The organism is Bacillus sp. JJ664, assembly GCF_036962205.1.
Lineage (GTDB): Bacteria > Bacillota > Bacilli > Bacillales > Bacillaceae_G > Gottfriedia.
In genome coordinates this window covers 18588-43262 of sequence record NZ_JBALMS010000079.1, presented here as the reverse complement: position 1 = coordinate 43262, position 24675 = coordinate 18588, and the positions used below count along the sequence as shown (strand labels likewise).

The 24675-nt window shown below is 34.0% G+C and carries 24 protein-coding genes; 4 read left to right on the top strand and 20 right to left on the bottom strand.

Annotated features, from left to right (window positions below; genetic code table 11):
- Window positions 1-92: 92 nt before the first annotated feature.
- The 3 genes from V7056_RS13760 to V7056_RS13750 all read right to left on the bottom strand — a co-directional run bounded on the left by V7056_RS13760 (window position 93) and on the right by V7056_RS13750 (window position 3034).
- Window positions 93-827, bottom strand: a complete 735-nt coding sequence (locus V7056_RS13760; RefSeq protein ID WP_499702822.1) for a YwaF family protein — start codon at window positions 825-827, stop codon at window positions 93-95.
- Between the two features lie 233 nt (window positions 828-1060).
- Window positions 1061-2482 carry a SpoVR family protein gene (locus V7056_RS13755; RefSeq protein ID WP_499702820.1) on the bottom strand — a complete coding sequence of 474 codons (1422 nt, stop codon included), beginning with the start codon at window positions 2480-2482 and terminating at the stop codon, window positions 1061-1063.
- A 150-nt stretch (window positions 2483-2632) separates the two neighbouring features.
- Window positions 2633-3034 carry a group-specific protein gene (locus tag V7056_RS13750; RefSeq protein ID WP_499702819.1) on the bottom strand — a complete coding sequence of 134 codons (402 nt, stop codon included), beginning with the start codon at window positions 3032-3034 and terminating at the stop codon, window positions 2633-2635.
- Between the two features lie 304 nt (window positions 3035-3338).
- On the opposite strand from V7056_RS13750, the gene V7056_RS13745 reads away from it, so the two are divergent.
- The gene (locus tag V7056_RS13745) at window positions 3339-3596 is read left to right on the top strand and encodes a YhdB family protein (RefSeq protein ID WP_499702817.1); all 258 of its coding nucleotides are present in this window, start codon (window positions 3339-3341) and stop codon (window positions 3594-3596) included.
- An 87-nt stretch (window positions 3597-3683) separates the two neighbouring features.
- Here the strand turns inward: V7056_RS13745 and V7056_RS13740 are convergent, their stop codons facing one another.
- Window positions 3684-5411 (bottom strand): phospho-sugar mutase, encoded by a 1728-nt coding sequence (locus V7056_RS13740; protein WP_499702815.1) that lies wholly within the window; start codon window positions 5409-5411, stop codon window positions 3684-3686.
- 213 nt (window positions 5412-5624) lie between these two features.
- On the opposite strand from V7056_RS13740, the gene V7056_RS13735 reads away from it, so the two are divergent.
- Complete coding sequence (locus V7056_RS13735; protein ID WP_087999755.1) at window positions 5625-5837, top strand: DUF1540 domain-containing protein; 213 nt, start codon at window positions 5625-5627, stop codon at window positions 5835-5837.
- A 45-nt stretch (window positions 5838-5882) separates the two neighbouring features.
- On the opposite strand, the gene V7056_RS13730 is transcribed toward V7056_RS13735, so the two are convergent.
- Window positions 5883-6755, bottom strand: a complete 873-nt coding sequence (locus V7056_RS13730; RefSeq protein ID WP_499702813.1) for an SDR family oxidoreductase — start codon at window positions 6753-6755, stop codon at window positions 5883-5885.
- 167 nt (window positions 6756-6922) lie between these two features.
- Between V7056_RS13730 and V7056_RS13725 the strand changes: the two genes are divergently transcribed.
- The gene (locus tag V7056_RS13725) at window positions 6923-8224 is read left to right on the top strand and encodes an NCS2 family permease (RefSeq protein WP_499702811.1); all 1302 of its coding nucleotides are present in this window, start codon (window positions 6923-6925) and stop codon (window positions 8222-8224) included.
- A gap of 116 nt (window positions 8225-8340) precedes the next feature.
- Here the strand turns inward: V7056_RS13725 and V7056_RS13720 are convergent, their stop codons facing one another.
- The 5 genes from V7056_RS13720 to V7056_RS13700 all read right to left on the bottom strand — a co-directional run bounded on the left by V7056_RS13720 (window position 8341) and on the right by V7056_RS13700 (window position 14670).
- A complete protein-coding gene (locus V7056_RS13720; RefSeq protein ID WP_499702809.1) occupies window positions 8341-8505 on the bottom strand; it encodes a hypothetical protein in 165 nt (54 codons plus the stop codon).
- A 186-nt stretch (window positions 8506-8691) separates the two neighbouring features.
- Window positions 8692-9564 carry a patatin-like phospholipase family protein gene (locus V7056_RS13715; RefSeq protein WP_499702807.1) on the bottom strand — a complete coding sequence of 291 codons (873 nt, stop codon included), beginning with the start codon at window positions 9562-9564 and terminating at the stop codon, window positions 8692-8694.
- Window positions 9565-9711: 147 nt separating this feature from the next.
- Complete coding sequence (locus V7056_RS13710) at window positions 9712-10233, bottom strand: GNAT family N-acetyltransferase (protein WP_499702806.1); 522 nt, start codon at window positions 10231-10233, stop codon at window positions 9712-9714.
- A 144-nt stretch (window positions 10234-10377) separates the two neighbouring features.
- A complete protein-coding gene (locus V7056_RS13705) occupies window positions 10378-12015 on the bottom strand; it encodes an Ig domain protein group 2 domain protein (RefSeq protein WP_499702804.1) in 1638 nt (545 codons plus the stop codon).
- Window positions 12016-12285: 270 nt separating this feature from the next.
- The gene (locus V7056_RS13700) at window positions 12286-14670 is read right to left on the bottom strand and encodes a penicillin acylase family protein (RefSeq protein WP_499702803.1); all 2385 of its coding nucleotides are present in this window, start codon (window positions 14668-14670) and stop codon (window positions 12286-12288) included.
- Window positions 14671-14796: 126 nt separating this feature from the next.
- Between V7056_RS13700 and V7056_RS13695 the strand changes: the two genes are divergently transcribed.
- Window positions 14797-15351, top strand: coding sequence for a thioredoxin family protein (locus V7056_RS13695; protein WP_499702801.1), 555 nt, complete (start codon window positions 14797-14799; stop codon window positions 15349-15351).
- A 40-nt stretch (window positions 15352-15391) separates the two neighbouring features.
- Here V7056_RS13695 and V7056_RS13690 read toward each other — a convergent pair whose 3' ends face one another.
- The 10 genes from V7056_RS13690 to V7056_RS13645 form a co-directional block, all read right to left on the bottom strand.
- Window positions 15392-16123, bottom strand: coding sequence for a hypothetical protein (locus tag V7056_RS13690; protein WP_499702799.1), 732 nt, complete (start codon window positions 16121-16123; stop codon window positions 15392-15394).
- On the bottom strand, window positions 16120-16707 hold the full coding sequence (locus V7056_RS13685; RefSeq protein ID WP_499702797.1) for a PilN domain-containing protein: 588 nt from the start codon (window positions 16705-16707) through the stop codon (window positions 16120-16122). The genes V7056_RS13690 and V7056_RS13685 overlap by 4 nt, the downstream gene beginning before the upstream one ends.
- Window positions 16708-16710: 3 nt before the next feature.
- On the bottom strand, window positions 16711-17667 hold the full coding sequence (pilM, locus tag V7056_RS13680; RefSeq protein ID WP_499702796.1) for a type IV pilus biogenesis protein PilM: 957 nt from the start codon (window positions 17665-17667) through the stop codon (window positions 16711-16713).
- Between the two features lie 16 nt (window positions 17668-17683).
- Window positions 17684-18439 (bottom strand): prepilin peptidase, encoded by a 756-nt coding sequence (locus tag V7056_RS13675; RefSeq protein WP_499702794.1) that lies wholly within the window; start codon window positions 18437-18439, stop codon window positions 17684-17686.
- 92 nt (window positions 18440-18531) lie between these two features.
- Entirely contained in the window at window positions 18532-18963 is a 432-nt protein-coding gene (locus V7056_RS13670; protein WP_499702792.1) for a type IV pilin protein, read from the bottom strand.
- A gap of 25 nt (window positions 18964-18988) precedes the next feature.
- Window positions 18989-20194, bottom strand: a complete 1206-nt coding sequence (locus V7056_RS13665; protein ID WP_499702791.1) for a type II secretion system F family protein — start codon at window positions 20192-20194, stop codon at window positions 18989-18991.
- A gap of 1 nt (window position 20195) precedes the next feature.
- Entirely contained in the window at window positions 20196-21233 is a 1038-nt protein-coding gene (locus V7056_RS13660) for a type IV pilus twitching motility protein PilT (protein ID WP_499702789.1), read from the bottom strand.
- A gap of 16 nt (window positions 21234-21249) precedes the next feature.
- Window positions 21250-22899: a GspE/PulE family protein gene (locus tag V7056_RS13655; protein ID WP_499702787.1), complete on the bottom strand. Its 1650-nt coding sequence runs from the start codon at window positions 22897-22899 to the stop codon at window positions 21250-21252.
- Window positions 22896-24104, bottom strand: a complete 1209-nt coding sequence (locus V7056_RS13650; RefSeq protein WP_499702785.1) for a hypothetical protein — start codon at window positions 24102-24104, stop codon at window positions 22896-22898. The genes V7056_RS13655 and V7056_RS13650 overlap by 4 nt, the downstream gene beginning before the upstream one ends.
- Window positions 24105-24211: 107 nt before the next feature.
- Window positions 24212-24613, bottom strand: a complete 402-nt coding sequence (locus tag V7056_RS13645; protein ID WP_499702783.1) for a hypothetical protein — start codon at window positions 24611-24613, stop codon at window positions 24212-24214.
- Window positions 24614-24675: the final 62 nt, after the last annotated feature.

Sequence of the window (24675 nt, the reverse complement as noted above, 5' to 3'; positions counted from 1 at the left end):
ATATTAGAGTGCTCTTACATTATTTATAATGTATATATTAGTTTTTACTACACAATGAAACCACCTTTAAAAAGGTGGTTTTATTAACGAATTTATCCTTCTACCTCAACCTTCATCATACTTTCTCTTTCTTTTTTCTTTAAAATCCCCATTGGTATATAAGTTACATAAAGCGAGATCACTGCTACGATTTCAATATTAATATAATACATAATTCCATTTCCGAAATAGTTTAATAAGGTTTTGCTTTCTAGTGCCGGACTCATCAAGAAAAAAAAGTTTGTATCAATTTTTACGTTCAATAAATAAATTGGTACAGCAAGTATATTCAAAAAGATAAAGGTAGACCAAATGGCTTTTTTTGAAACTCGATACCCTTCAAACAAGATAAAATATAAAACTGACAAAGGAATTGCGGAATGTTGAAGATAATATCTAATAAATCGAAAATGAGGAAACTTGTATACCAAATCAGGTGTTAGCATACTTAGAATCGGAGGTAGTATGCCGATAAAAAATAAGATATTAAATACATTTTTATCTTTTTTCAAGAATAAATACAATGCAAAGTACGCACTGAATGAGCACAGTTGTAATGGAAGATATTTCGGTTTCCAACCATCAATTAAAACAAGATATATTTGAAATCCGATCAAGCATGAAAGTAAAGTAATAAAAAGGATCCACTTGATTGGTTTCTTATAAGGCTCAATATTATTTCTGTAAATGATTCCAAGAAAACATAACGTAAAAAATACAATTAGCGTAACGATATGGGAAAAAGAGAAAAGATCATAAAATCCCATTTCAGCAACATTTAGGATCATGTCACCCTCCTTACTATTCGTTCGGTGATTATACTTGAATGTATTTAAGTATTAGTTCACACGAATCCAATGTTCTTCATAGATGTTTGAAAGGAAGTTTTGTCATTTTTAAGAGTGTAAAACTGTATATATCAAAAGTCCCGAATAGATAAAGCTAGAGAAAAACCACCTACTCTAAGGTGGTTTTAGTTTTTTGACAAAGTACAAAAGTTAAGAGATTCAGACAGTCTGTTTTAAATATATTTTCGATGAATATTCTTTCCATCGTAACTAAATAACACTGACTTCCCTTCAATATTCGTCTCCAAGTGTACACCTCTACCCCAAAGTTGATGAATATACGGCATAACTTTCTCTACATATTTAACATCGAGTTCCATCGTTTCATAAGAATGTTTCAAGTAAAGCTCACCATTTTTTAAATAATCTCCATCTTGAACCACTATATAAGGGAACCCACCGTTTACTCTGCTAACGACCAATTGATCCCTTACTGCTTCCCATGCTTTGTCGATGACCTTGTATTCTTTTCCTTGGCGTTGGAATAAGTACATGTCTTCTCTCATCACGAGTTCTTTCGTTAAGTAGTTTCGTAGGAAAGAGCTATCAGATTCTAATTCACGTACTTCAAACATTTTTTCTCGACCACTGCCTGGCTTGATCCCTAGTTCTATCATTTCTTTTGTTGGGTTATTATATCGTTCTTCTATATCTTCGAACATTCGAAGTCCTAAGTAGTAAGGATTAATGCTTGTTTTTGATGGTTGGACTACACCTGCGTTAAGCTTTGCATATTCGATTGCTTCACTTGAATCAAGATTTAGCTCTCGCATGATTCGAATATGCCAAAAACTTGCCCAACCTTCATTCATAATTTTCGTTTCCAACTGTGGCCAGAAATAAAGCATTTCTTCACGAAGCATCGTCAAGATATCTCGTTGCCATTCTTCTAATTCTCTTGAATATTCTTCTATAAATAAGAGGATATCTTTTTCGGGTTGAGGTGGGAATTGTTTGCGTTTAATTGGAATGAGATTTGAATCGTTTCGCTTTTCTTTACTTACATCCATATTCCATAAATCATCATAAGGGGTAACTCGCTTTTTCTCTTTTAATGGAAAGTCAGTTTCTAAATCATAAGCTAATTTGGGACGGATTAGTGATGGATCAATATGCTCTTGTATAGATAGTACCGCATCTAAGAACGTTTCAACTTCTTGTTTTCCATATAAATGTTCATATTGTTTGATCCGCTCAGCTGTTGCTGCCATACTTTCAACCATGTCTCTTTTCGTATTAGAGAATCGAACATTGTTTTTAAAGAAATCACAGTGGGCTAATACGTGTGCTACAATAAGCTTATTTTGAACCAGGGAATTTGTATCTAAAAGGAATGCATAGCATGGGTCTGAGTTAATGACCAATTCATAAATTTTACTTAATCCAAGGTCATAGTGAAGCTTCATTTTATAAAATTGCTTACCAAAGCTCCAGTGAGAGAATCGTGTTGGCATGCCATATGCGCCAAAAGTATAGATGATATCTGCAGGGCAAATTTCGTATCTCATAGGATAGTAATCTAACCCAAATCCTTTCGCAATCTCCGTAATTTCATCAATCGCATATTCCAAGGCTTTATATTCGCTTGCTTTCATCACACTCTCCTCCTGTCTCTTCTATCATCATTCTATGAACAGAGTTGTCATTTCATGAAACGAATAGTTAGTTCACTACTTAATACATATGCGTTTCACTAAGAAAATTCGTCTTTTTTGGAAAACAAAAAAACGCATGAAGATCTCTCTTCATGCGTTTTTTGCAAGTTCCATCTTAATAATGTGTCCGACAAATTGGTCAAAATCCCCAATATATTTACTGATTCCATCTATATGATAGAATGTTGTTGTTTTTTCTGGATTAAATGGTTCATTTGACGCTGAGTATATATAGATTCTTTTCCCACTTCCAATGGCCATTCCAAGTTCAGTATGACTACCAAACCCACCTGGTAATACTAAAATAAGGAAATTTGCATCCATTACAGCTGCCTTCTCTGCTTCACCGATTGTTGCTAATTTTTCAATCGTATCTACATTTTCGTTTTTCGTCCAATCATATGTATGTAAAAATCCTTTTTCTTTTAAGCAAGACGCTAAATACCTAACCTGTTCTTTATTACTTAAACTGGAGGCAATATAAAATTTCATTTTCGGTACCTTTAAATGACAAAAAAGCTATTACGGTTTGTTAAAATAAAAAATTACTGTTCTTAGTTACATTTTATTGTTCCTAATACATTTATTTTCATTCTTATCTTTACCCTTTTACCGTTTTTCTCCATTTCTTTTGGCTTTTTCAGTCATTCTTCCTTTCCTTCTCCCTAAACTTATATTCCTAACAATATTTATAAACGCCATATTAATGAGAGTTTATCGCATTGTTAAATTCTCTCAAGGCTATTTGGGGCATTTCTTCATAAACTATTTGTACCCCCTAAGAAGGAGGTACACAATGCAAGCACAATCCGATTATGATTTAGCATTGTATTACACCTATTGCTGTCAATGGGACAAACTGATTGTCCTAATGGTGAATACGAAAGATGAGCTATTCTCAAAACGAATTGAACATTTTTTACACGCCTTTAAGTACGAGCGTGACCTTGCCGTCATTGACGAGAAATTAAAAGGTATGTTTCAACATATTGAACATGCAACTAAAGATGACAGATATGAAGAAGAGTCATTGGTTTCATCTTTAGAGCTGTAGAACATAACCTTCAGACTATTTTCGATGGTCTAAAGCATCAATTTCATTTTCTAAATACTAAGAGCGACTAAATTAGTCGCTCTTTTTTTAAACTAATATTTGAATTTTCTCCATAAAAGACTGTTCTAAACTGTTTAATTTTTGGATACTATCTTGACGATTTTCTCCTACAATACCAAAGTAAAATTTAATTTTTGGTTCTGTTCCAGAAGGTCGTAGACATACCCATGAACCGTCTTCAAGGTGATACTTTAATACATTAGACTTTGGTAAAAGTATTTCTTCCTTTTCACCTGTCGCAAGGAGTGTTCTTTCTTGAAGTTTATAATCTTCAACTGATACTACTTGTAAACCATTAATTTGTTTAGGAGGATTTTGACGGTAATTAGTTAAAATTTCTTGAATTTTCTCAGTACCCTCTATACCTTTTAAAGTTAATGATTTTAAACCTTCTAAATAAAAGCCATACTTCTCGTATAGGCTATGTAATCCTTCAAACAATGTCATACCTTTTGATTTATAATAAGCTGCAATTTCAGCTGCAAGAACAGTCGCTTGAATAGCATCTTTGTCACGAACAAAAGGCTTGATTAGGTAGCCATAACTTTCCTCATAGCCAAATAAGAAAGAGTACTCGTTTGTTTGTTCGTATTCTTTAATCTTCTCACCAATAAATTTAAATCCTGTCAACGTATCAATTGTTTTTGCACCAAATGATGAAGCGATGACTTGGCCAAATTCTGATGTTACGATTGTTTTCAGTAAAAGAGCATTAGAAGGAATATTTTCACTTTGACTTAGTAAGTAATGAAGCATTAAAGCTCCTGTTTGATTACCAGTCAAAATTACATATTCTCCATTTTCATTTTTTGTTGCGATCCCTAGGCGATCCGCATCTGGGTCAGTTGCAATTAATACGTCTGCATCAATTTCTTTACCATATCGAATTGCATATTCAAACGCAGCATGTTCTTCAGGATTAGGCGATTTAACTGTTGTGAAATTAGGGTCCGCTATTGCTTGCTCCTCAACAATCGTGACATTTTCAAAGCCAACTGCTTTTAATGCCATTGTTGCTGGTATTAAAGCTGTCCCGTGTAATGGTGTAAATACGATTTTTAAATCTTTTCCTTCTTTTTGAACAAGCTTGTTATTCACAATAACGGTTTTTAATTGTTCTACATATAATGTATCCATTTTTTCATCTAATGTATGTATCAAACCATTTTCGATTAATTCTTTTTCAGCTTTCACTTCGATTTCAAGTTCATTTTCGAATGAATTAACAAGGTCGATTACTTGATCTGCGGCAGCAGGAGGTAATTGTCCACCATCATCCCCATAAACTTTAAAACCATTATATTCAGGTGGATTATGACTTGCCGTAATAACGATTCCACCAAAGCAGTTTAATTCACGTACTGCAAATGATAATTCCGGTGTCGGACGTAATTCTTTAAAGACATATGCTTTAATCCCAAAAGTAGCTAATGTTTTTGCTGCTTCCATTGCAAATTCAGGACTTTTATAACGTGAATCAAATGCAATCGCAACTCCACGATTTTTTGCATCTTCTCCAAAGCTTGCAATGTATTTAGCGAAACCAGCAGAAGCTTTGCGGATAGTATATATGTTCATACGATTCGTTCCTGGACCAATCTCTCCACGCATACCACCAGTTCCGAATTCTAAGTTTCGGTAAAAACTTTCCTTAAGTATAAGGTGATTACTCTTTAGTTCATTTAATTGCTCCTTTAACTCTTCATCAAGTGATGGTGTTTGAATCCATTTTTCATATGTTGTTTCCCAATTCATTCTGCTTCTCCTCCTATACTTAATCAGAGTTATTCGTTATAAATAGTAATTCTCCTTCTACATTACAAAACCTTACAAAAGTTTACAATATGTTTTATTTACTATTCAGAAATTTTATATGAACTAAAATCAAAACCTCCATAAAAGTACTAAATTTTAGCTTGAATGAGATTGTAAAGTATGAAGAAAATAACGTTAAAGGAGGGAGTTATTATGCCTGAAATTAGATGTAGCGTTGCAAACTGTTCGTATTGGGGACAAGGAAACTTTTGTCAAGCAAGCTCTATCATTGTACAAACCGAAGCTTATGAATATTCGAATGACTATGATCAAAAAATCGAAAACGCAGTATTAGATGGTGATTTAACAAGTTCTGCTGCTCACAGTGGTGAAACTTGTTGTCACACATTCCTGCCTAAGTATTAATAATCAAGAGCCATGTACAAGATGAATGTACATGGCTCTTTTAGATTATCCGTTTACAATAACCCCACCATTAACATGGATGATTTGCCCCGTAACATAAGAAGATTCGTTACTAGCTAAATACAAATATGCAGGCGCAACCTCTACTGGTTGTCCGGCACGCTTCAAAGGTGTATCTACTCCAAATTTTCCAACCTTTTGTTCATCAAAACTTGCAGGAATTAATGGAGTCCAAATAGGGCCAGGTGCAACCCCGTTTACCCTTATGCCTTTTTGAGCAAGATTTGCAGAAAGTGACCGAGTAAATGTAACAATGGCTCCTTTTGTAGAAGAATAATCGAGTAATTGATCGTGACCAGCATATGCGGTAACAGATGCTGTATTGATTACTGAGTCACCTTGCTTCATATGTGGTAAACATGCTTTCGTTAAGAAGAATAATGGATATATGTTTGTTTCAAATGTTCTTTTTAATTGTTCCTCAGTAATATCTTCTAGGTTCTTTTGAGGAAATTGTACAGCCGCATTATTCACTAAGATATTGACCTGCCCAAATGACTCAATCGTTTTTTGTACAATTTGTTTACATACATCTTCTGTTCGAATATCGCACTTCAAAATTTCGCATTTGCCGCCTAAGCCTTCAATCTTTTCCTTTGTTTCATTCGCATCAGTATCTTCATCGTAGTAAGGAATAAACACAGATGCCCCTTCCTTAGCGAATAATATTGCAACGGCTTTTCCAATTCCACTATCTCCACCTGTAATAATGGCAACCTTATCTTTTAATTTCCCACTCGGTTGATAATCTTGATCATCTGAAATAGGGATTGGCGTCATTTCCTTTTCTATGCCAGGTTGTTTATTTTGGTGCTGTGGCGAAAATTTCGTAGGATACTGTTTCTGATTCATTTTCATTCCTCCTTATAAATAATTCGAGATTAGCATACCCAAATGGTACTTTTGGGAATACTCATCTTAAGCCATTTAAATATTTTATTGAAAAAAGTATTGCGCAATAGCCAAAAAACGAATATTATTAATAACTGTTGAGTAAATCATTCGTTTTTATAAGGAGAACACTTATGTTTAAATTAAATGAAGCAAACACATCTGTTAAAACAGAAGTTGTAGCTGGTTTTACAACGTTTTTAACAATGGCTTATATTATCATCGTGAATCCAATTATCCTTTCTGATGCTGGTGTACCATTTCAACAAGCGTTCACAGCGACAATCATCGCAACATTAGTCGGGACATTATTCATGGCTTTGTTCGGAAATTATCCAATTGCAATTGCACCTGGTATGGGTATGAATGCATATTTCGCATATTCAGTAGTTTCTAAAGCTCATGGCATTTCGTACCAATTAGCATTCTCTGCAGTTTTTATTACTGGATTACTGTTTGTCATTTTATCATTGACTAAATTTAGAACTCATTTAATAGATGCAATACCAAATACACTAAAACATGCAATTAGTGTTGGTATTGGGTTATTTATCGCTTTTATCGGTTTACGTTTATCTCACATTATCGTAGCTAACCCAAGTAATCTTGTTGGCTTAGGTGATCTACATTCTAAAGAAGTTGTCCTAACTTTATTTGGACTAGCGATTACAGTTATCTTATTTGCCTTAAATGTAAATGGCGCATTATTCTTTGGAATGGTGTCAACTGCCATTGTTGCAGCGTTTATGGGGCAGCTTCACTTAAAAGGAAGTATTTTCTCTTTACCAAAATTACCTGATGGGATCATTATCGCAAATCCAATCACTGCAGCTTCTGACGTAGTACATTATGGATTATATTCAGTTGTATTCTCATTCTTATTAGTTACTATTTTCGATACTACTGGTACATTCCTTGGGGTAGCATCTCAAGCTGGATTATTAAAGAACAAAGATGAGAAACGTACTGGCCGTGCAATGTTATCAGATTCATTTGGTACAACAATTGGAGCGATGTTTGGTACATCACCAACAACAGCTTATATTGAATCAACTGCCGGCGTTGCAGCTGGAGGTAGAACTGGCCTAACTGCTTTAGTCGTAGCTATACTTTTCGTTTTTGCAGCATTTTTCAGTCCACTTGTTAACTCGATTTCAGAAGTTGCAGCAATTACATCTCCATCTCTAATCGTAGTAGGTTGTTTAATGATGGGAAATGTACGTCATATTGAATGGGATCATTTTGAAGAAGCCTTCCCTGCATTTTTAGTAGTGATTACAATGCCACTGACTTCAAGTATTGCAACAGGAATTGCACTTGGTTTTATCACATATCCACTTTTAAAAGTCGTTAAAGGTAAAGCGAAAGAAATTAAACCTGTCATCTATTTATTCGCAGTATTATTTTTAATCCAATTAATTTTCTTCCCACATTAATGTGGGAATGATGAAAGCACATGAATCTAAATTGATTCATGTGCTTTTTTATTAATATATAGGTACTAGCCTTAACGAGTTAGGACAGTTTTGCATAATTTGTTTATGTAGATATGTCAAGGAGGTGTTCTACTGTGTGGAACAACCAAAGTAATCACAACTCGAACTCTAATTGTAATAATTGGAATCGCCATTGCTGTTGTGATGACCACGATCGTTGCAGGCGAAATAACTGTCAATGTGACTGTCACCGCAGCTGTAATTGTCATAGTTGCTGTCATCATGATTGCCATTGTAATTGTGTTTGTTGCTGTAAAAAGAAACCTATTTGTGGGTGTATGAAACCATATTTAGATTATGATTGGGCATATATGGATTCAAGAGATGGAAATAAAGACAAGGATAACGATAAAGACAATAATAAAGATTAATAAAATGTCCCTACCCCCAAAAAAACGACCTGTTTATTAACAGGTCGTTTTTTCATATGATATGAACTCAAGCACTTGCTCACCAAGGCGTTTTGCATCTTCATAGCCTTCTTTGTAAAGCTCTAGTAAGCGATCTTTATTTCGTTCAACACGTCCAACTTTTAGTTTTTGTAATGGACGAATGACTAAAATATTGCCTGCTTTTTCTTGTTCTTCTATATATTCTAATTGCTTATTATAAACTTCATAACGCTTTATTACCGCTTGAATTAATCCCGGATAATCTCTATATTTTCTTTGTAAATACCAATTACCACGAGATGGTTTTTTTCGATACCCTGCATTTCGAGTTAATACAACGATATTTTTCTTGTTCCCATCTTCCTCAGATTTAAGTATTGGTATCGGATCTGCAATTCCACCATCCAATAATATATGACTTTGATACTCAACAATTGGAGCCATCAAAGGAAGTGAGCTTGAAGCTCGTATAATATTTAGCATATCTTTTGAATCTACAATTTCATCTTTTTCAAAATATGTAGGTTCTCCGGTTATACAATTAGTCGTACCAACAACGAATTTTTGATTAGCACCATAAAATGAGTTAAAATCAAAAGGATCCAATTCATTTGGAATAATATCAAATAATAAGTCCATACCAAATAATTGCTTATTACGAATTAAATTTTTTATTGAAATATAATCTGGATGCTGTAAAAATTCTGTATTTACACGTTTATTTCGACCGTGTTGTTTTGAAATATATGAAGAACCCATGCATGCACCCGCTGAAACACCTATTACATAAGGAATTTCTATATTTTGTTCTAAAAAATAATCAAGTACACCAGCAGTGTATATGCCTCTCATACCGCCACCTTCTAGAACTAATCCAATTCCATCCATTTCACAGCCCCCTTTTCTTTGAAATTTAGCAAACCTATTTTCATATTTTAGTACAACCTCATAATAATTACTAGTATAAGAGCTTGGGGTTGGAGTGAAGTAAAAGTAACTTCATTTAAAAAGCAGATACTTAATAAAACGTATACCTTATAACATGTTTAATGCTTCGGTTATACAATCCCATTCATATACTAACAAGTTCAAATCAGTACCACCAATTTTAATCTTATCTGTCTTTCGTAATTTTGCACCGTAATACTCATAGAAAAAACGTGTTTTATTGTCTTCTAAAACCTCTACAAATACTTTATTAAAACCGAGTTTCTTACATTGAATAAACACTTGATGCATTAATTGCTTACCAATTCCCTGCCCTTGATATTCTTCTAAAATATAGATAGATGTTATATCACCTGAATGGTCTATTTGATTACTTGCTCTTTTTCCGCAATCTGCAAAACCAACAATTTCACCTTCCTTATTCTCTGCAACAAAAACATAGTTATTTGGATTAGATACGTTCTGAATCCAAGAATTGGTTCTTTGCTCATAAGACAACTTCTCCAAAAATTCATTTGAGATGATGTTTTTATATGTTGTTCTCCAGCTATCAACATGTACTTTTGCAATCCCTGATGCATCAGATATCTTTGCTTCTCTTATTTTCATACCTTCACCTCACCAAAAATATGGTCAAAAAGTATAATGTTGGTCGCGTTCATTCTAGATCAACATTTCTTTTGTTTGTAATAAAAAAAATGACTTCGGTTATATTCCGAAGTCATTAACTTGTGCTGTTAAAGAGCGCAGTAATTAATTACTAATGACAATATCATCGAAATTAATTCTCTGACCTGACGTACCTGAAACGACAATTCTGAATCTAACAGGAGCTGTTTGAGTAAGTGTAAATGTTTTAGTTGCTAAAGTAGCTGTACTTGTATTTACACTTCCTACATTTGTCCATGTAGAACCACTATTTGTAGACATTTGAAGTTGCCAATTTGCTCCGCTGTCAGTACTGAAATTTGCGTGGGTAACTTTCACGCTAGTTGCCCCATTTACATTGAAGTTCATCGTTAAAGCACCAGCAGAACGAACACGTGCAGACTTCGTACCATTTTTCTTATCCCCAGATAGATCTCCGATTAATGCATTATCGAAGTACCATGAACCGCTTGAAAGTGTTACATTGCCAGAAGTATAAGCTGTTTTTGTACCTGACTCAAAACTCTCATTTAATGTTGCAGGTTGAACTGGTCCGCCTGCGCCGTATCCGTATGAACCAGACTTAAACGTTGTTGAATCATACCATTTATAACCTGTAGCAGGTGCAGCCCATGGCTCTGCTTCTGGTTCAGTTGATGTTTGCGGAGTTTCAATCGCTAATAACGAAGTAGCCTGATCAAGCTGTAATCCGCTTACTTGAGATAATGCAGTAAAGCTTTCTTGCTTTGATAACCAATCAATGATATTTACAAGTAATGTACCATCATTTTGTTCTTTAAACCCATCATAGGTTGTTTTACTTGTTCCAGTTTCTTCACGTAAATATTTAGGTGTTGCATCTTCTACTGGTGAAGAATCACCAATAAATGCTGCCTTTCCTAAACCAAGTTTTGAAACCGCCGCATAAGGACCTTCAGCTCTGCCTCCACCATTATAAACACCTTGGTCAACTGCATTTCCCCAAGCTGCTGATGTTGTTGGAAGATACACGATCCCTTTTGCCTTGTTGGGATTTGTAATTGCTAATGTTGAACCAGCATGCATCGCAACTGTAGATACACCAGTCGTAATTCCAAATGCTTGGCTTGGCGCTACTATATCATTAGCTGTAACATCTCCAATCGCATTATAACGGAATCTAATCCCAAAGTTATCAGATAACCAATCCGAACCAGTAACTCCTTGCATCGCTGCAGAATTTGCTTCCTCTGTTCCCATACCTTTAGCTGGATTTGAGTAAGCTCCTCTACGGTAACCATTAAAAACCTCTGAAGCATCCCAACGGTTTTTATTACGATCTGCATTGTAATGATCACCAATAAAAAAGATACTTCCACCATTTTGAACATATTGAATCATAGCAGCTTGCTCAGAAGTTTTGTAAGGTATATTTGCTTCTCCAATGATAAACACATTATAGCCTTGTAAATCTTCATATGTAATTGGACTATTTTTTCTTAACTCTTTTGCATAGTACCCTTTATTTGCTAAAGCGTTTGCAAAATCAGAGAAACCACCATCTAATACCCAATCTGCTGCACCAGCTGTTTGGCCATGAGTATTATCGAATAAAATCTTTTTACCATTTGCAGTTCCAACAGGCTGTAACTGTGGAGCAGGATCACTTGAATTTTCAGCAGAAACAAGTGGTGTTACATAATAATAAACTGGAGATAACATCAAAATCAGTAATGCTAAAACGGATAATTTTTTACGAATCATTCATTTCACTCCTTTTTAGTGCGTGCATATTTAAAATAACACACTAATGTTAATGGAATATTAAGAATATTGTCAATGAAATGTTAAATTATTCCAGTTGTTTAACGTTAATTCAATCTATATACCTATACTAAACCTTTTTACGAGTCTTTATATCTACATAACCCCCGACTAGACTTAATGCAGGTTGAAACGTTGATAGAATGTTCACAAGAAAAAAGAATAAAGCAAAAGAGTTTCTCTTCTTACCTTTATCCTTTTTTCTTCTTTCTATTTTCCTGCCTTCAATATTTCTTTAATTCCTTTTACATTTTTGCTAACAGTCGTATGATAGTTTCCATTCGCCCAGTCTTCCATTTGGTCGCTGTACCATTTGCTACCAATATTTCCTGATTGACCTGGACCGACAATATTAACTGATTTACTTAAATCTGAGAAATCTACAACTGTTCTCCAAGATGCACCATGATCGACAATTCCGTTCTCGTCATAGCCTGCAGCTTTAACAGTTGTTGAACTGCCTCCCACTGGAGTTGGATCCTTGGCATTAAAGAAATAACTTAGTACTTTAATACTTGATAAAGGATGAGTAAATTCTACTTTGTGGTGGTCTCCCCAACTCCATTTTGCTACATCATCACTATCAGACTCACTAATGTTTTTAATCGTTTTTTGATACGTATCTAGCAATAATTGATCAATTCCACCTTTTTCATCAATCCAAATAACATTCTTTCCGCTTAGACTATTACGTAATAATTGATCTACAATCACTTTACGGTCACCGAATAAATCCATCATATCTTTAGAAATTTGTTTATCAAATAGTGCTTTATTAATTTCTGTCATCCATCTTTGGAAAATAAGTGGTGATGCCTGATCTTTGTCATCTACATAATTCCATTTCTCAAGTTCGGCTAAAGCTGATTTTTCAATAGATGTTAATTCTTCATTTTGCTTGGAAATTGATTGGATAAATTTCGGCATATGTTCTTTTGCCTGTAAATTCATTTCATCCATTTGAAGATTTTGCATATCCTTTACCGTTAATTTATCACTTTGACTTAATACTTCTCTTATTCTTAATTGGCGGTATGGCTGTGCCCAAGAATGAGAGATATGATATGGATACGAATCATCAACAACTTTATTATTTGCTGTTGAAATAAACCCTTCTTCCGGATTAATTAAAGTCGGTAATTCCTCATATGGTATAAAGCCCTTCCAGCCATAGTCACTTGTCCAACCTGGCACCGGCATTAATCCATCACCTTTTTTACGAATCGGAATATTCCCATTTGCTCGATATGCAATTGTTCCATCATCAGAAGCAAATACAAAATTTTGAGCAGGTGCCTCAAATAAAGCTAAGCCTTCTTTAAATGTATCCCAATCCTTCGCGACATTAAATTTAAGCACGCCTTCTAGCTCTCTAGTTGGTTGTAGGGCTGTCCACTGTAAAGAGAATACCGTGTCCTTTCCAGCTTCACTTGCAAACTCTGAAATTACTGGACCATGTCTTGTAATCATGACCGGTAAAACTTTACTTTTTTTATCTTTAATTTTAATCGTCTCATTCACAACAGTTGCCTTTTCCCACTTACCATCATATAAAAATTCGTCAGGTTTATTCGGATTTCGTTTCTCAATATATAAATCCTGTACATCAGGACCTACATTCGTCACACCCCATGCAACATGATCATTGTGACCAACAATAATACCAGGCACGCCGGCAAATATTACTCCTTTGACATTCATATCCATTGATTGTAAATGCGTTTCATACCAAATTGCTGGTGTCGCTAACCCTAAATGGGGATCATCTGCTAAAAGTGGTTTACCAGATTTTGTTTTCGAGCCACTAACAACCCAGTCATTACTCCCATTCCAAGTAGGTGGAATAATTGCACTAGCAAAGCTTTCCTCTACATCAATTTTAGAAGTGCTGCTAGGAATAATATATGGATCTAAGTCATTATCTGCTGGAAACAGTTCTAATGCTTTTTCTTTTGGAAATTTATTCATTGCATAATAACGAAATGCTTGTTCATTCCAGTGACCACCTAAATCAAAAGCCATATACTTCCCAATTGCTAGTGAATCAATGGCTGACCATTCAGTCGGTTTATACTGCAAAATTTTAAACTCAACAGGTAATTTCCCTTCTTTTGTCGCGTATTTAATATATTCGTTAACACCTTCTGCATACCAATTTAGTACGTTTTGGGCTTCCTTCGAATATTTACTATATGAAGCTTCAGCCGCTCTGCGTAAGCCTAAAGTTCGGAAATATGAATCACGATAAACTGTCGCATCTCCTATTACTTCACTTAATTGACCCGAGGCTTGACGTCTACTCAAATCCATTTGAAACAAGCGGTCTTGAGCAGTTACAAAACCTTGAGCTACATATAAATCATGTAAATTTTTAGCTTCAATATGGGGAACGCCTTTTGTATCACGAGTGACAGACACATTATGCTCTAACAACCCGACTTCTAAGTTCCCTTTAATTTCAGGCAAAGACTTTTTAGTTAAATAAAAACCGGATCCGGTTATTAGTAAGATTAATACGATGATAATTGTTGAGGTAATTTTCAGCCATTTTGGAAAGCGCTTTCGTTTTTGATTCACTTCAATCGACGTGCTCATCATGAACCTCCTATTAAACTGTATTTAAATGATATACATTATAATAATTCTGCAAGTCTTAAAACATTCCTTCTTTGAACGAATGAGTTATAATACTATATATCAATGGAAAAGGAGAATGCATATATGTCATTAAATTCATGGTTTGATAAAGGTATGACGTTTGGAGAATATGTTGATTCAATGAGTGTTAATAAGGAACAGCTTCAATTTATTTATAATGAAGTTTCTATTCCGGAAGATACAGCCCAAAAACTTTCTTTTCTTAAAGAGAAAAACTGGAAAGTGGTTGCACTTACAGCAGATTGGTGTGGAGATGCCCTTTTAAATGTGCCTGTCATTCAAAAAATGGCGGAAATTGCTAACATAGATACTCGCTTCTTAATTCGTGATGAAAACCTAGAGCTAATGGATCAATACTTAACAAACGGTAAATCGCGTTCTATTCCAATTTTCATTTTTATGGACACAGAAGGAAATGAAGTAAAAGTATGGGGACCTCGTTCCGAGCAAGTTGAAGGACTAGTTTCTGAAATGAAAAAAGATTTCCCAGCTAAAGAAGATCCTAATTTCCAAGAAAAACAAACGGCAGTTTTAAAAACGATCCGTGAAACCTTCGTAGAAAACAAAGCGCTATGGAGTTCAGTTATTGAAAGTGTTGAACAAAAATTATTATCATAACATAAGTAAAGGGCTACCCCTAGGGTAGCCCTTTTTATTATTATTCCTTACAATCTTGAATCTCTACCGGGTTCGTTCTTTTCTCACATGAAGTTGGTATTTCAACTGTTGGATCTTGTTTTGTTAATTCCTTTAAATTTGGTACATAAAATGCTTTAATGACCATGCTTGCAGTCGACTTGATCGGCACTACTGAAGTGGTTTCGTTCTCATCGCGTGAAATTGTCAAGCTATCAATTTGAAGTATACGAGCTGAATGTTCTAATTCAGTTAAGAAATCATGTAGCTCTTCGTAATATGAATAGGCAACTTCGAGATTATAACTAACTTCATTCACCTGTTTAGAAGTCGATGCTTCATTATTTTGGTCATTCGCTTGTGTTTCGCTGCCATCGTTATTTTGAAGTTCACCAACTAATAATTGGGAATCATCTACCTGAGAATTTCCAGAGCTAATCGAGGTAATATTTACTTTCGAAATAGCCTCTGCCTTTTCAAGATATAACAATATTTGTTCTTCTAAAGGTTTTACCGGAAGCTCTTTTTGTAATAATGACGTATCACTAGTATTAACCTCTGTAGTTTTACCAGTTGAGCTTGTCTGCTTATTATTCAAGACTTTTTCCTGTAATTTTATTTGACTGATTAAATTGTTTGTCTCATCCTTAATCGGATTGATGACAATAAAATACCCATACAATATTAAGCCGATCGTCAGTAATACTCCTAAAAGAGAATGTACTAGATGCTTTTTTGAAAAATTGACAATCATTCAGCATCCTCCTTTAGTTTCTTCAGTTCATCGGTATTTAACTCAATTACATAATTAGCAACATAATCTGAATAAACCAGTTCAACATTTTCTATATTCGTATTATCTTTTTCCGCTTCAATTGAAGAGATTTTAATTTGCTTAATCCAATCTAGTTTTTGTAATCTAGCAAAATAGTAGATTGCTTCTCGTTTTTCATTAAAATTAACTTGAAGCTCAACGCTACCATCTTTCTCATAATTTAATGAATCAAATACGCCATACTTTGGTAATTGTTTGGTTAATTGATCAATGACAAAAACCGTTGAAATTGTTGAGTTTTTCAACTGATTTATTTCTGTTTGCAGCTTTGAAACTTCTGTTTGAGTTTCACTCGATTGCTGACTTTTATTTTGTTCAATCAGCTGTGCTGAGATCGATGTTAATTGTTGTTGTTTACTTGATTTACTAATTTCTTCATTTTGCATCATAACATATAAAAACATAATAGCTGAGGAAATGATGATGAAAAAAACTAGTAGAACTAAATAGGTTGCTATATTTCGTTTTTCACGTTGAGGTAATAGATTTATATTAACAATCACAATTTACACCTCTTTTAATCCAAGACCAATGCAAGCATAATACTTTGTTGGTACTTCTTCAGTTGCATGAACTTGTTCAATTTCATAATTCATATGAGTAATTCGATAACTATATTGTTGGTTTAGCTTGTTTAAAGCTAATTGCATAAATGGATGATCACCAGTTAAAATAATTTGATTCAAATCAGCATTTCCACTCATCATATTATATTTATAAAAATGTATAACCCGACCAATATTATCTATTAAATCATTTAACGTCTCAATTAAAGGATTAATATGATCTTCATCATTATGCTTTATGCCCTCATCTTGTGAGAGCACTTCATTTTGAATAAAAATAGGTAATCCTTTTTGATAGATTCCGATTGTCGCGTTACTTTGGTCGATTTTCAAGATCATTAGATTCTCTTGTTGATCCGTATCATTCATTAATTGATATAAACGAAACAGTGATAATGAAGATAAATCAGCTGTAATTGGTTTGAGTTTGCTAGCTTCTAAAATATCTTTATATTCATTTATTATATTTTCTGGTGCTGCATAAAGAAGTACTTCATGAAACTCCTCATTTGAATTTAAAATCGTAAAATCAAGAATTGGATCTTCAAATGGTAAATGAATTGAACTTCCAAGCTCTATATATAAGTAACCTTTTATTTCTTCAACTGATAGATAGGAAGGAATTTGTTGCTTTCGCACAACAATGATTTGGTCTGGAACTAAGAATTGGATTGTTTTTCGTTTAATTCCCCATATTTCCACAGCTTCTTCCATTATCAGTTCAAATGTTAAACGGTCCTTTATTTCCCCATTTTTAATAACCCCATCTGGCAAAAGAAATTCACCAATTTTATCAGGCTTTGGAGGTAAGCTATTTTTCATTTCCGTAAATCGAATGACATGATCTTTAATTTCTATATTAGCGTATCTTTTCTTTCGGCTTAATTGAAATAACATATTAATGTCACTCTCCTTACCCTAAAATTGATAAATACCAGTTTAATAATTCATTTCCATAAAAGTAACTAATCAGCCCACCAATTGCTATAAATGGACCAAAAGGAATGGGGTTGCGTTTCTCAACTTTCCCAGCTTTCATTGAAGCCAAACCAAAGACCGTCCCTATAAAACAAGCAATCATAAAAGTTATTAATATTAACTTCCATCCTAATACCAAACCAAGTACACCAAATAATTTAACATCTCCGCCACCCATTCCACCATTGCTAACAATTGCAATGAAAAATAACACTATGAATGCCCCTACCGCTCCTACAATACTATTCCACCATGGATCTAATGGGATATAGTATCGTTCAATAATAAATATTGGTAGAAAGAATAATAAGATTCGATCTGGGATTAGCATATATGCTAAATCCGAAACAACAATAATAATAAGCAAAGAAATAAATGTTAGTGCAATTAGTAGCTCTATTTGAAATCCGATTTGGTACAGAGCAAATACAAACAAACATCCAGTGATCAATTCAATTAATGGATATAATATCGAAATATGAACTCCGCAACTACGACATTTCCCTTTTTGTAAAACATAAGAAAATACAGGAACTAACTCACGCGAATGCAGAGTATGTCCACAATTAGAACAAGCCGAGCGAGGCGAAACAATTGATATCTTTAAAGGCACTCGTAACCCAACTACATTAAAAAAAGAGCCAAATACAAGACCTAATATGAAAAAATAAAGATAAAGGAGGATCATCATTACCAAACCCTTCTACGTCATTCTAGGTAGTTTAATAGAAATAAAGAAAGGATATGAGGATGTTGGCCTCATACCCATATTTTTAACTATATTTAAGGAGTAGGTGTCCCTATTTGAACCGCACTATCATAATCAGTGCTGCCGTTAATATCTTCTGCAGTTGCATTATCTATTGAAATTGTTACTCCAGAAACTGCACCAGATACTGCATCTGCTGTCAGTTTAAATGATTTTCCATCATTAGAAACTGCAACTTTATAAGTGTCGGCAATCTTAGTTGTATTTACATAATCAGCTAATTCAGTTTGTGTAACCTCAGAATCATCTGGATTTGAGGCAACATACGTTTTAGCTGCACTTATTATTTGAAGTGCATCTGCTTTAACAGCATTAATTCGAGATTTTTGAATAATTTTCATTACACTTGGTACTGCAATTCCTGCGATAATCCCTAAGATTACGATTACTGCTAAAAGTTCAACTAACGTTAAGCCCTTCTCATTTTTAAATAGCTTTTTTAACATTTTACATTTCTCCCCTTTTTTAATTTTAGAATGAGTTGTATAACTTAAACAATGGAATAATAATTGCCAATACGATCACACCAACAATAGATGTTAAAAAGATAATCATTAACGGTTCAATTAGTGCTTTTAAACGATCAGAAGTATATTCTACTTCCCCTTCGTAAAACTCTGAAACTTTTAAAAGCATGTGATCTAATGAACCTGTTTCTTCCCCGACTGCAATCATTTGTGAAACGATTGGTGGAAATACCCAGTGCTCTTTTAATGGCTCTGATAGGGCTTGTCCCATTTTTAATGAGTTCTGGGATTTTTGGAGTGCGCGAGAGAATACTTCGTTTTCGACAACATCCTGCACTAAAGGCATTGCTTCGAGGATTGGAACACCACTCGACAATAAAGAACTAAGTGTTCTAGAAAGTCGAGCGATGACGTTTTGTCGGAATAAAGTACCAAATATAGGTAATTTTAGTATAGCATAGTCTAAATAATACTTACTATTCTTATTATTCTTAATTATATAAAAAGTCGCATAAATCACAATTGACAAGAGTATAATGGTCCACCAATACGATTTCATCCAATTACTAGAATTTATGATGAACTTCGTAATAGCAGGCAATTCTTGTTGTAAATCCTCGAAGATTGCTACGAATGTTGGAACCACTTTTACTAATAAAAACATAACAACGAGTACTGCTAATATCCCAACAGCGACAGGATATGACATTGCTGCCTGAATTTTTTGTCTAAGTCTTAGCTGTTTTTCAAAATAATTAGCCATACTTTCTAATGCTTCGTCTAATTGTCCTGTACTCTCGCCTGCTTTTACCATATTAATAAATAAATTGTTAAATAGTCTTGGATGCTTCGCATAGGATGTAGACAGTGACTGCCCCGAACGAATATCTTCTTCAATTGATTGCAAAGCAATTTTTAAACCTTTTGAATCTGTTTGAGCCGCTAAAATATGAGTTGCATCCAGGATCGGAACACCAGCGCGCAATAAAGTAGAAAACTGTCTTAAATACATCACAAAATCTTTTAATTTCATTGGTTTTCCAAATGAAATATCTCGTGTTAGGACAGTTTCTGGTACTTCTTTAATTTCTAATATCCCATACCTTTTCTCTTTTAGTTGTTCATAGACTTCTCGTTTAGAATTGCCTTTCATTTTTCCAGTTTGCTTTTTACCGGTTTGATTCCGTACGACATATTCAAATTGTGCCATATTACATAACCCTCTCTTCAACGTACGGTGCTACAGTGTTCATTGATAAAACGCCGTTTTTTACAAATTCCATTAATGAAGATTGGAATGTGTGCATTCCCTGTTCTTTAGAAGTTTGCATAATTGACGGTATTTGGTGAAGTTTATCACTCCGTATTAAATTCGCAACAGCTGGATTATTTAACAATATTTCGGTAGCAACGACTCTACCCATAGCATCCATTCGAGGAAACAATCTTTGCGATACTGCCCCTACAAACACATTCGCAAATTGCAATCGAATTTTCCCTTGTTGATCTGCCGGGAAAACATCAACGATTCGTTCAACTGTTGCAACTGCACTTGAAGTATGTAATGTAGCAAGAACAAGATGTCCTGTCTCAGCTGCTGTAATTGCTGTGCTAATCGTCTCTAAATCTCTTAATTCTCCCACTAATATGATATCTGGGTCCTGTCGTAAGGAAGCGCGTAGTCCATTCGCAAAACTATCGGTATCTCTACCTACTTCTCTTTGTTGAATGACACTATTTTTATGCGAATGAATGTATTCAATTGGATCTTCTAATGTAATGATGTGTTTACGTTGTGTTTCATTAATATAATCCACCATTGAAGCTAATGTTGTAGACTTTCCACTTCCGGTTGGACCCGTAACTAAAATTAATCCATGTGGTGCATTTACAATTTTTGTAAGCACATCTGGTAACTTCAGTTCATTCAGTGAAGGTATGTTTTCTGTGATTGGTCGAATGGCTATTGAGACATTTTCGCTTTGATAAAAGATATTGACACGAAACCGTCTACCTTGCTCATTACAAAACGAGAAATCTATTTCTTTTTTCACTTTAAAAGTATTCCATAGTTCCTCATTCGTAATTGATTTTCCGAATTCAATTAACTCTTCACTCGTTAAAACTGGTTCATTCTCTTTACGTAGCTCACCATCAATTCTGAGTATTGGTGGTAATCCTACTGAAAGATGAAGGTCAGACGCACGATAATTTAATGCGTTTTTTAAAATATGATTGAACTTTTCCATTAGTAGATTCCACCTATTAAGAAATTGTTACCCGTAATATTTCTTCGGTTGTTGTTACACCTTGTTTAACCTTTAAAAGCCCATCTTCTAATAGAAAAATTGTCTTTTTATTAAAAGCTAAATTTTTTAACACTGAAAAATCAGCTCCATTGGCAATTTCTCGTCTTAGTTCATCATCAATGATTAATAATTCATGGATTGCCACACGACCTTTATAGCCTGAATGATTACAAGTTGAACAGCCTTTACCTCGGTAGATTTGATCTATTTCAATCCCGTTTTCTCCAAATATCTCAATCTCTCTTTTTGTTGGTTCAACTGCTTGGCTACAGTCTCTACAAACTCGGCGAACTAGTCGTTGTGATACGATGCCATTTAAGGCAGTCGCCACCATGAATGGCTCAACACCCATATCTATTAATCTTGTAACTGTACCGATCGAATCATTTGTGTGAAGTGTACTTAATACTAAATGTCCCGTTAAACTTGCACGGATGGCAATCTCTGCTGTTTCGCGATCTCGAATTTCCCCAATCATAATGATATTTGGGTCTTGACGTAAGATTGAACGTAACCCTGTCGCAAAACTCATCCCTGTTTGAGAATTGACTTGAATTTGACTAATTCCGTCAATTTGATATTCCACCGGATCTTCAATTGTAATAATATTGACTTCCTCGGTATTTAATTGATTCAATGCAGAATATAGTGTTGAAGATTTACCACTACCAGTCGGCCCAGTTATTAATAAAATCCCATGTGGTTTTTGAACCAATTGCTGGAATCGTTCCATGTTAATCGTATTAAATCCAAGTTTCGTTATATCATTTAACGCATTCCCTAAATCTAGTAATCTCAATACTATTTTCTCACCAAAAATAGTCGGTAATGTTGAAATACGTACATCTACCTCATGATAATCAACTGTATATTTTAATCTTCCATCTTGTGGTATACGAGACTCTGTAATATCCATTTGGCTCATGATTTTAATACGTGCATTAACCATTCCTTGCATATGTTTTGGGAATGTTCGTTCTGTATGCAATTTTCCATCTACACGATATCTAACAACTACTTTGGATTCATATGGATCGATATGAATATCACTTGCTTTTTGATGAATTGCGTGTTGTAGAATTTGATTTACAATTTTAACTGCAGGTGAATCATCCTCATTTAATGTCCCCGTTTTTAACATCGCATCCATTTCAGTTGACCAATCATCGAATGATTCAGTATCTAAAAAACGATTAATGGTACGAATCAGATCATCTTTTAGTGCAAATAAAGGCACGATTTGAAAACCAGTTAACATTCGCAAATCATTAATAACGAAATAATCGAGTGGATCATTCATTGCAACATATAGCTTGTCTCCTTGTTTTTTCAATGGATAAACAAGATGACGTTTTGCCATATCTTTTGGAATGACATTTGTTAATGTTTCATCGAAGGGATAGCGATATAAACTTACATGAGAAATTCCTAATTGAAACTCTAATACTTCAACTAATTGTAATTCGGTTATGAATCCCTGTTGTACGAGAAAATCACCGAGCTTTTGCGAAGACTCCTTCTCTTTTAATGCTTTTTGAAGTTGATTCTCCGTTATAAATCCAGCTGAAACCATTAGATCCCCAATTCTTTTTCTTGTTTCTTTCATTGCTCTCCCTCCTGTCCATTCAAATTATCTTCAGTTTTTTGATTTTTATTTTGATTTTCAGTAGTAGTATTTGGCGTATCACTTTCTGTACTGTCTGACAAATCGTTTTCAGCTGGGCTATTTTCTGTAGGTTCATCAATAGTTGGTTCTATTTGTTTTTTGATGATTGTAATTTCATTGATTGGCAAGTAAGTATCCTCACTAATGAATTGCTTTTTCATAAAATTCCCTTTTGCATCAAATACGTTGCGATATACCTTTACAGTTTGACCGGCTGCACCATTTTGTAGCATTTTGTCCGCTGTTGTTTCTTGTGATTTTAAAAGACCATACGTAAAATATTTATCTGACTCAATTACTTTTTGTTCACTCGTATCAATTTGATAAGAATTAGCAAACGGTACACCTTTTAATGTAACTCTCAGTAATGAACCTTCTTTCGTTAATTCAATTACATAATCTGAATGATTTACGTTTTTAAATTGAAAATCATTCACATTTTTTTCAAATCTTACTTCCTTACCAACTTGGGCATAAGCTGGAAGCTTCAAACTAATATCTCGTTGGATGATTTGAAAGTTTGTTTGTAATATTAATTGATATACTGTTGAAGCAATTAAACTAAATGATTGTTGATCCGCTAATATTTTCTTTTCATCAATAAATTGATTGAAAGAAAATTGGCTGTTAGCTTTTATAAGTATCTCATTACCGCTTGCTAGAAACGCTTCAATATCTTGTAGGTGATTGCTAATATTGGCTGTTGTTGACATTAATACTTGATTTTTATCTTTCATATAGCTAGTTAAGTCTATATTGCTTCGACTAGTCGATAAATCTGATGCTGTAGTTTTTAGATCATTTTCCAATTTAGTGAGATCAAGGATATTCATAATTTGATAGCCTAAGAAGTTTTGAAGAAACCCTTTAAGCTCATTTTCATCAATCTTTACGTCTATTTTATTAGGTTGGCCATTCTGAATATTAGACATTGTTTGATCCACATTAAAAGTAATCATCGAGCCTGGTAATTCAATTTGTTTTTCTTGATAATGTAAGTTCAATTTATTTTGCTTTTTCCATTGAAATATTTTATCTTCTAATTCTTCTCCTGCCTGTTCCTTCACTTTTCCCTGTAATGCTAATCCTGCTATTGAAGTATTTTCTTTATAACCATCTGATGTTTCAAAAATTTGTAGTGACACAGACTTTACTCCAGTTTGTACGCAAAAAATAAAAACAGTACTGGTTAGAACAATCGTAAATAATTTAAATGATTTCAGTTCAATATTCATAAAATTGACTCATTCCTTCATAATGAATGTTCTATTTCATAGATTTCTTTTTCTTGATCTAGTTCATTTGAACTAGCACCTGTTGCTGTACCATTTTGTAGATTTTTCGTAACATCTTGCTTTTTGTAATGTGATTGAATATCTTCATGAAAATGTTTCATATTTTGACTTTTTCGTATGAAAATTATGCCATTTAATTTGCTCTGAAATAGGTATGTAGTAGCTAACATTAACACGAACAGAATTGCAATCGTTCCGATTAAATTGAAGAGGTTAGTTAAGTAGATTCCTAGTTCACAAAATAGGAAAGACATAGCGATAACAATCAATTTACCCGTTTTCGTCAAATTTAAATTAATCAAAAACAATAGAATGAGTAACACGATGATCGCACATAAAGTATAAAAAAATTCTGTCATTTCAACACCTCTGCATAATTTTCGTTTATACTAATATTACAATTATGACAAAAATTGATATA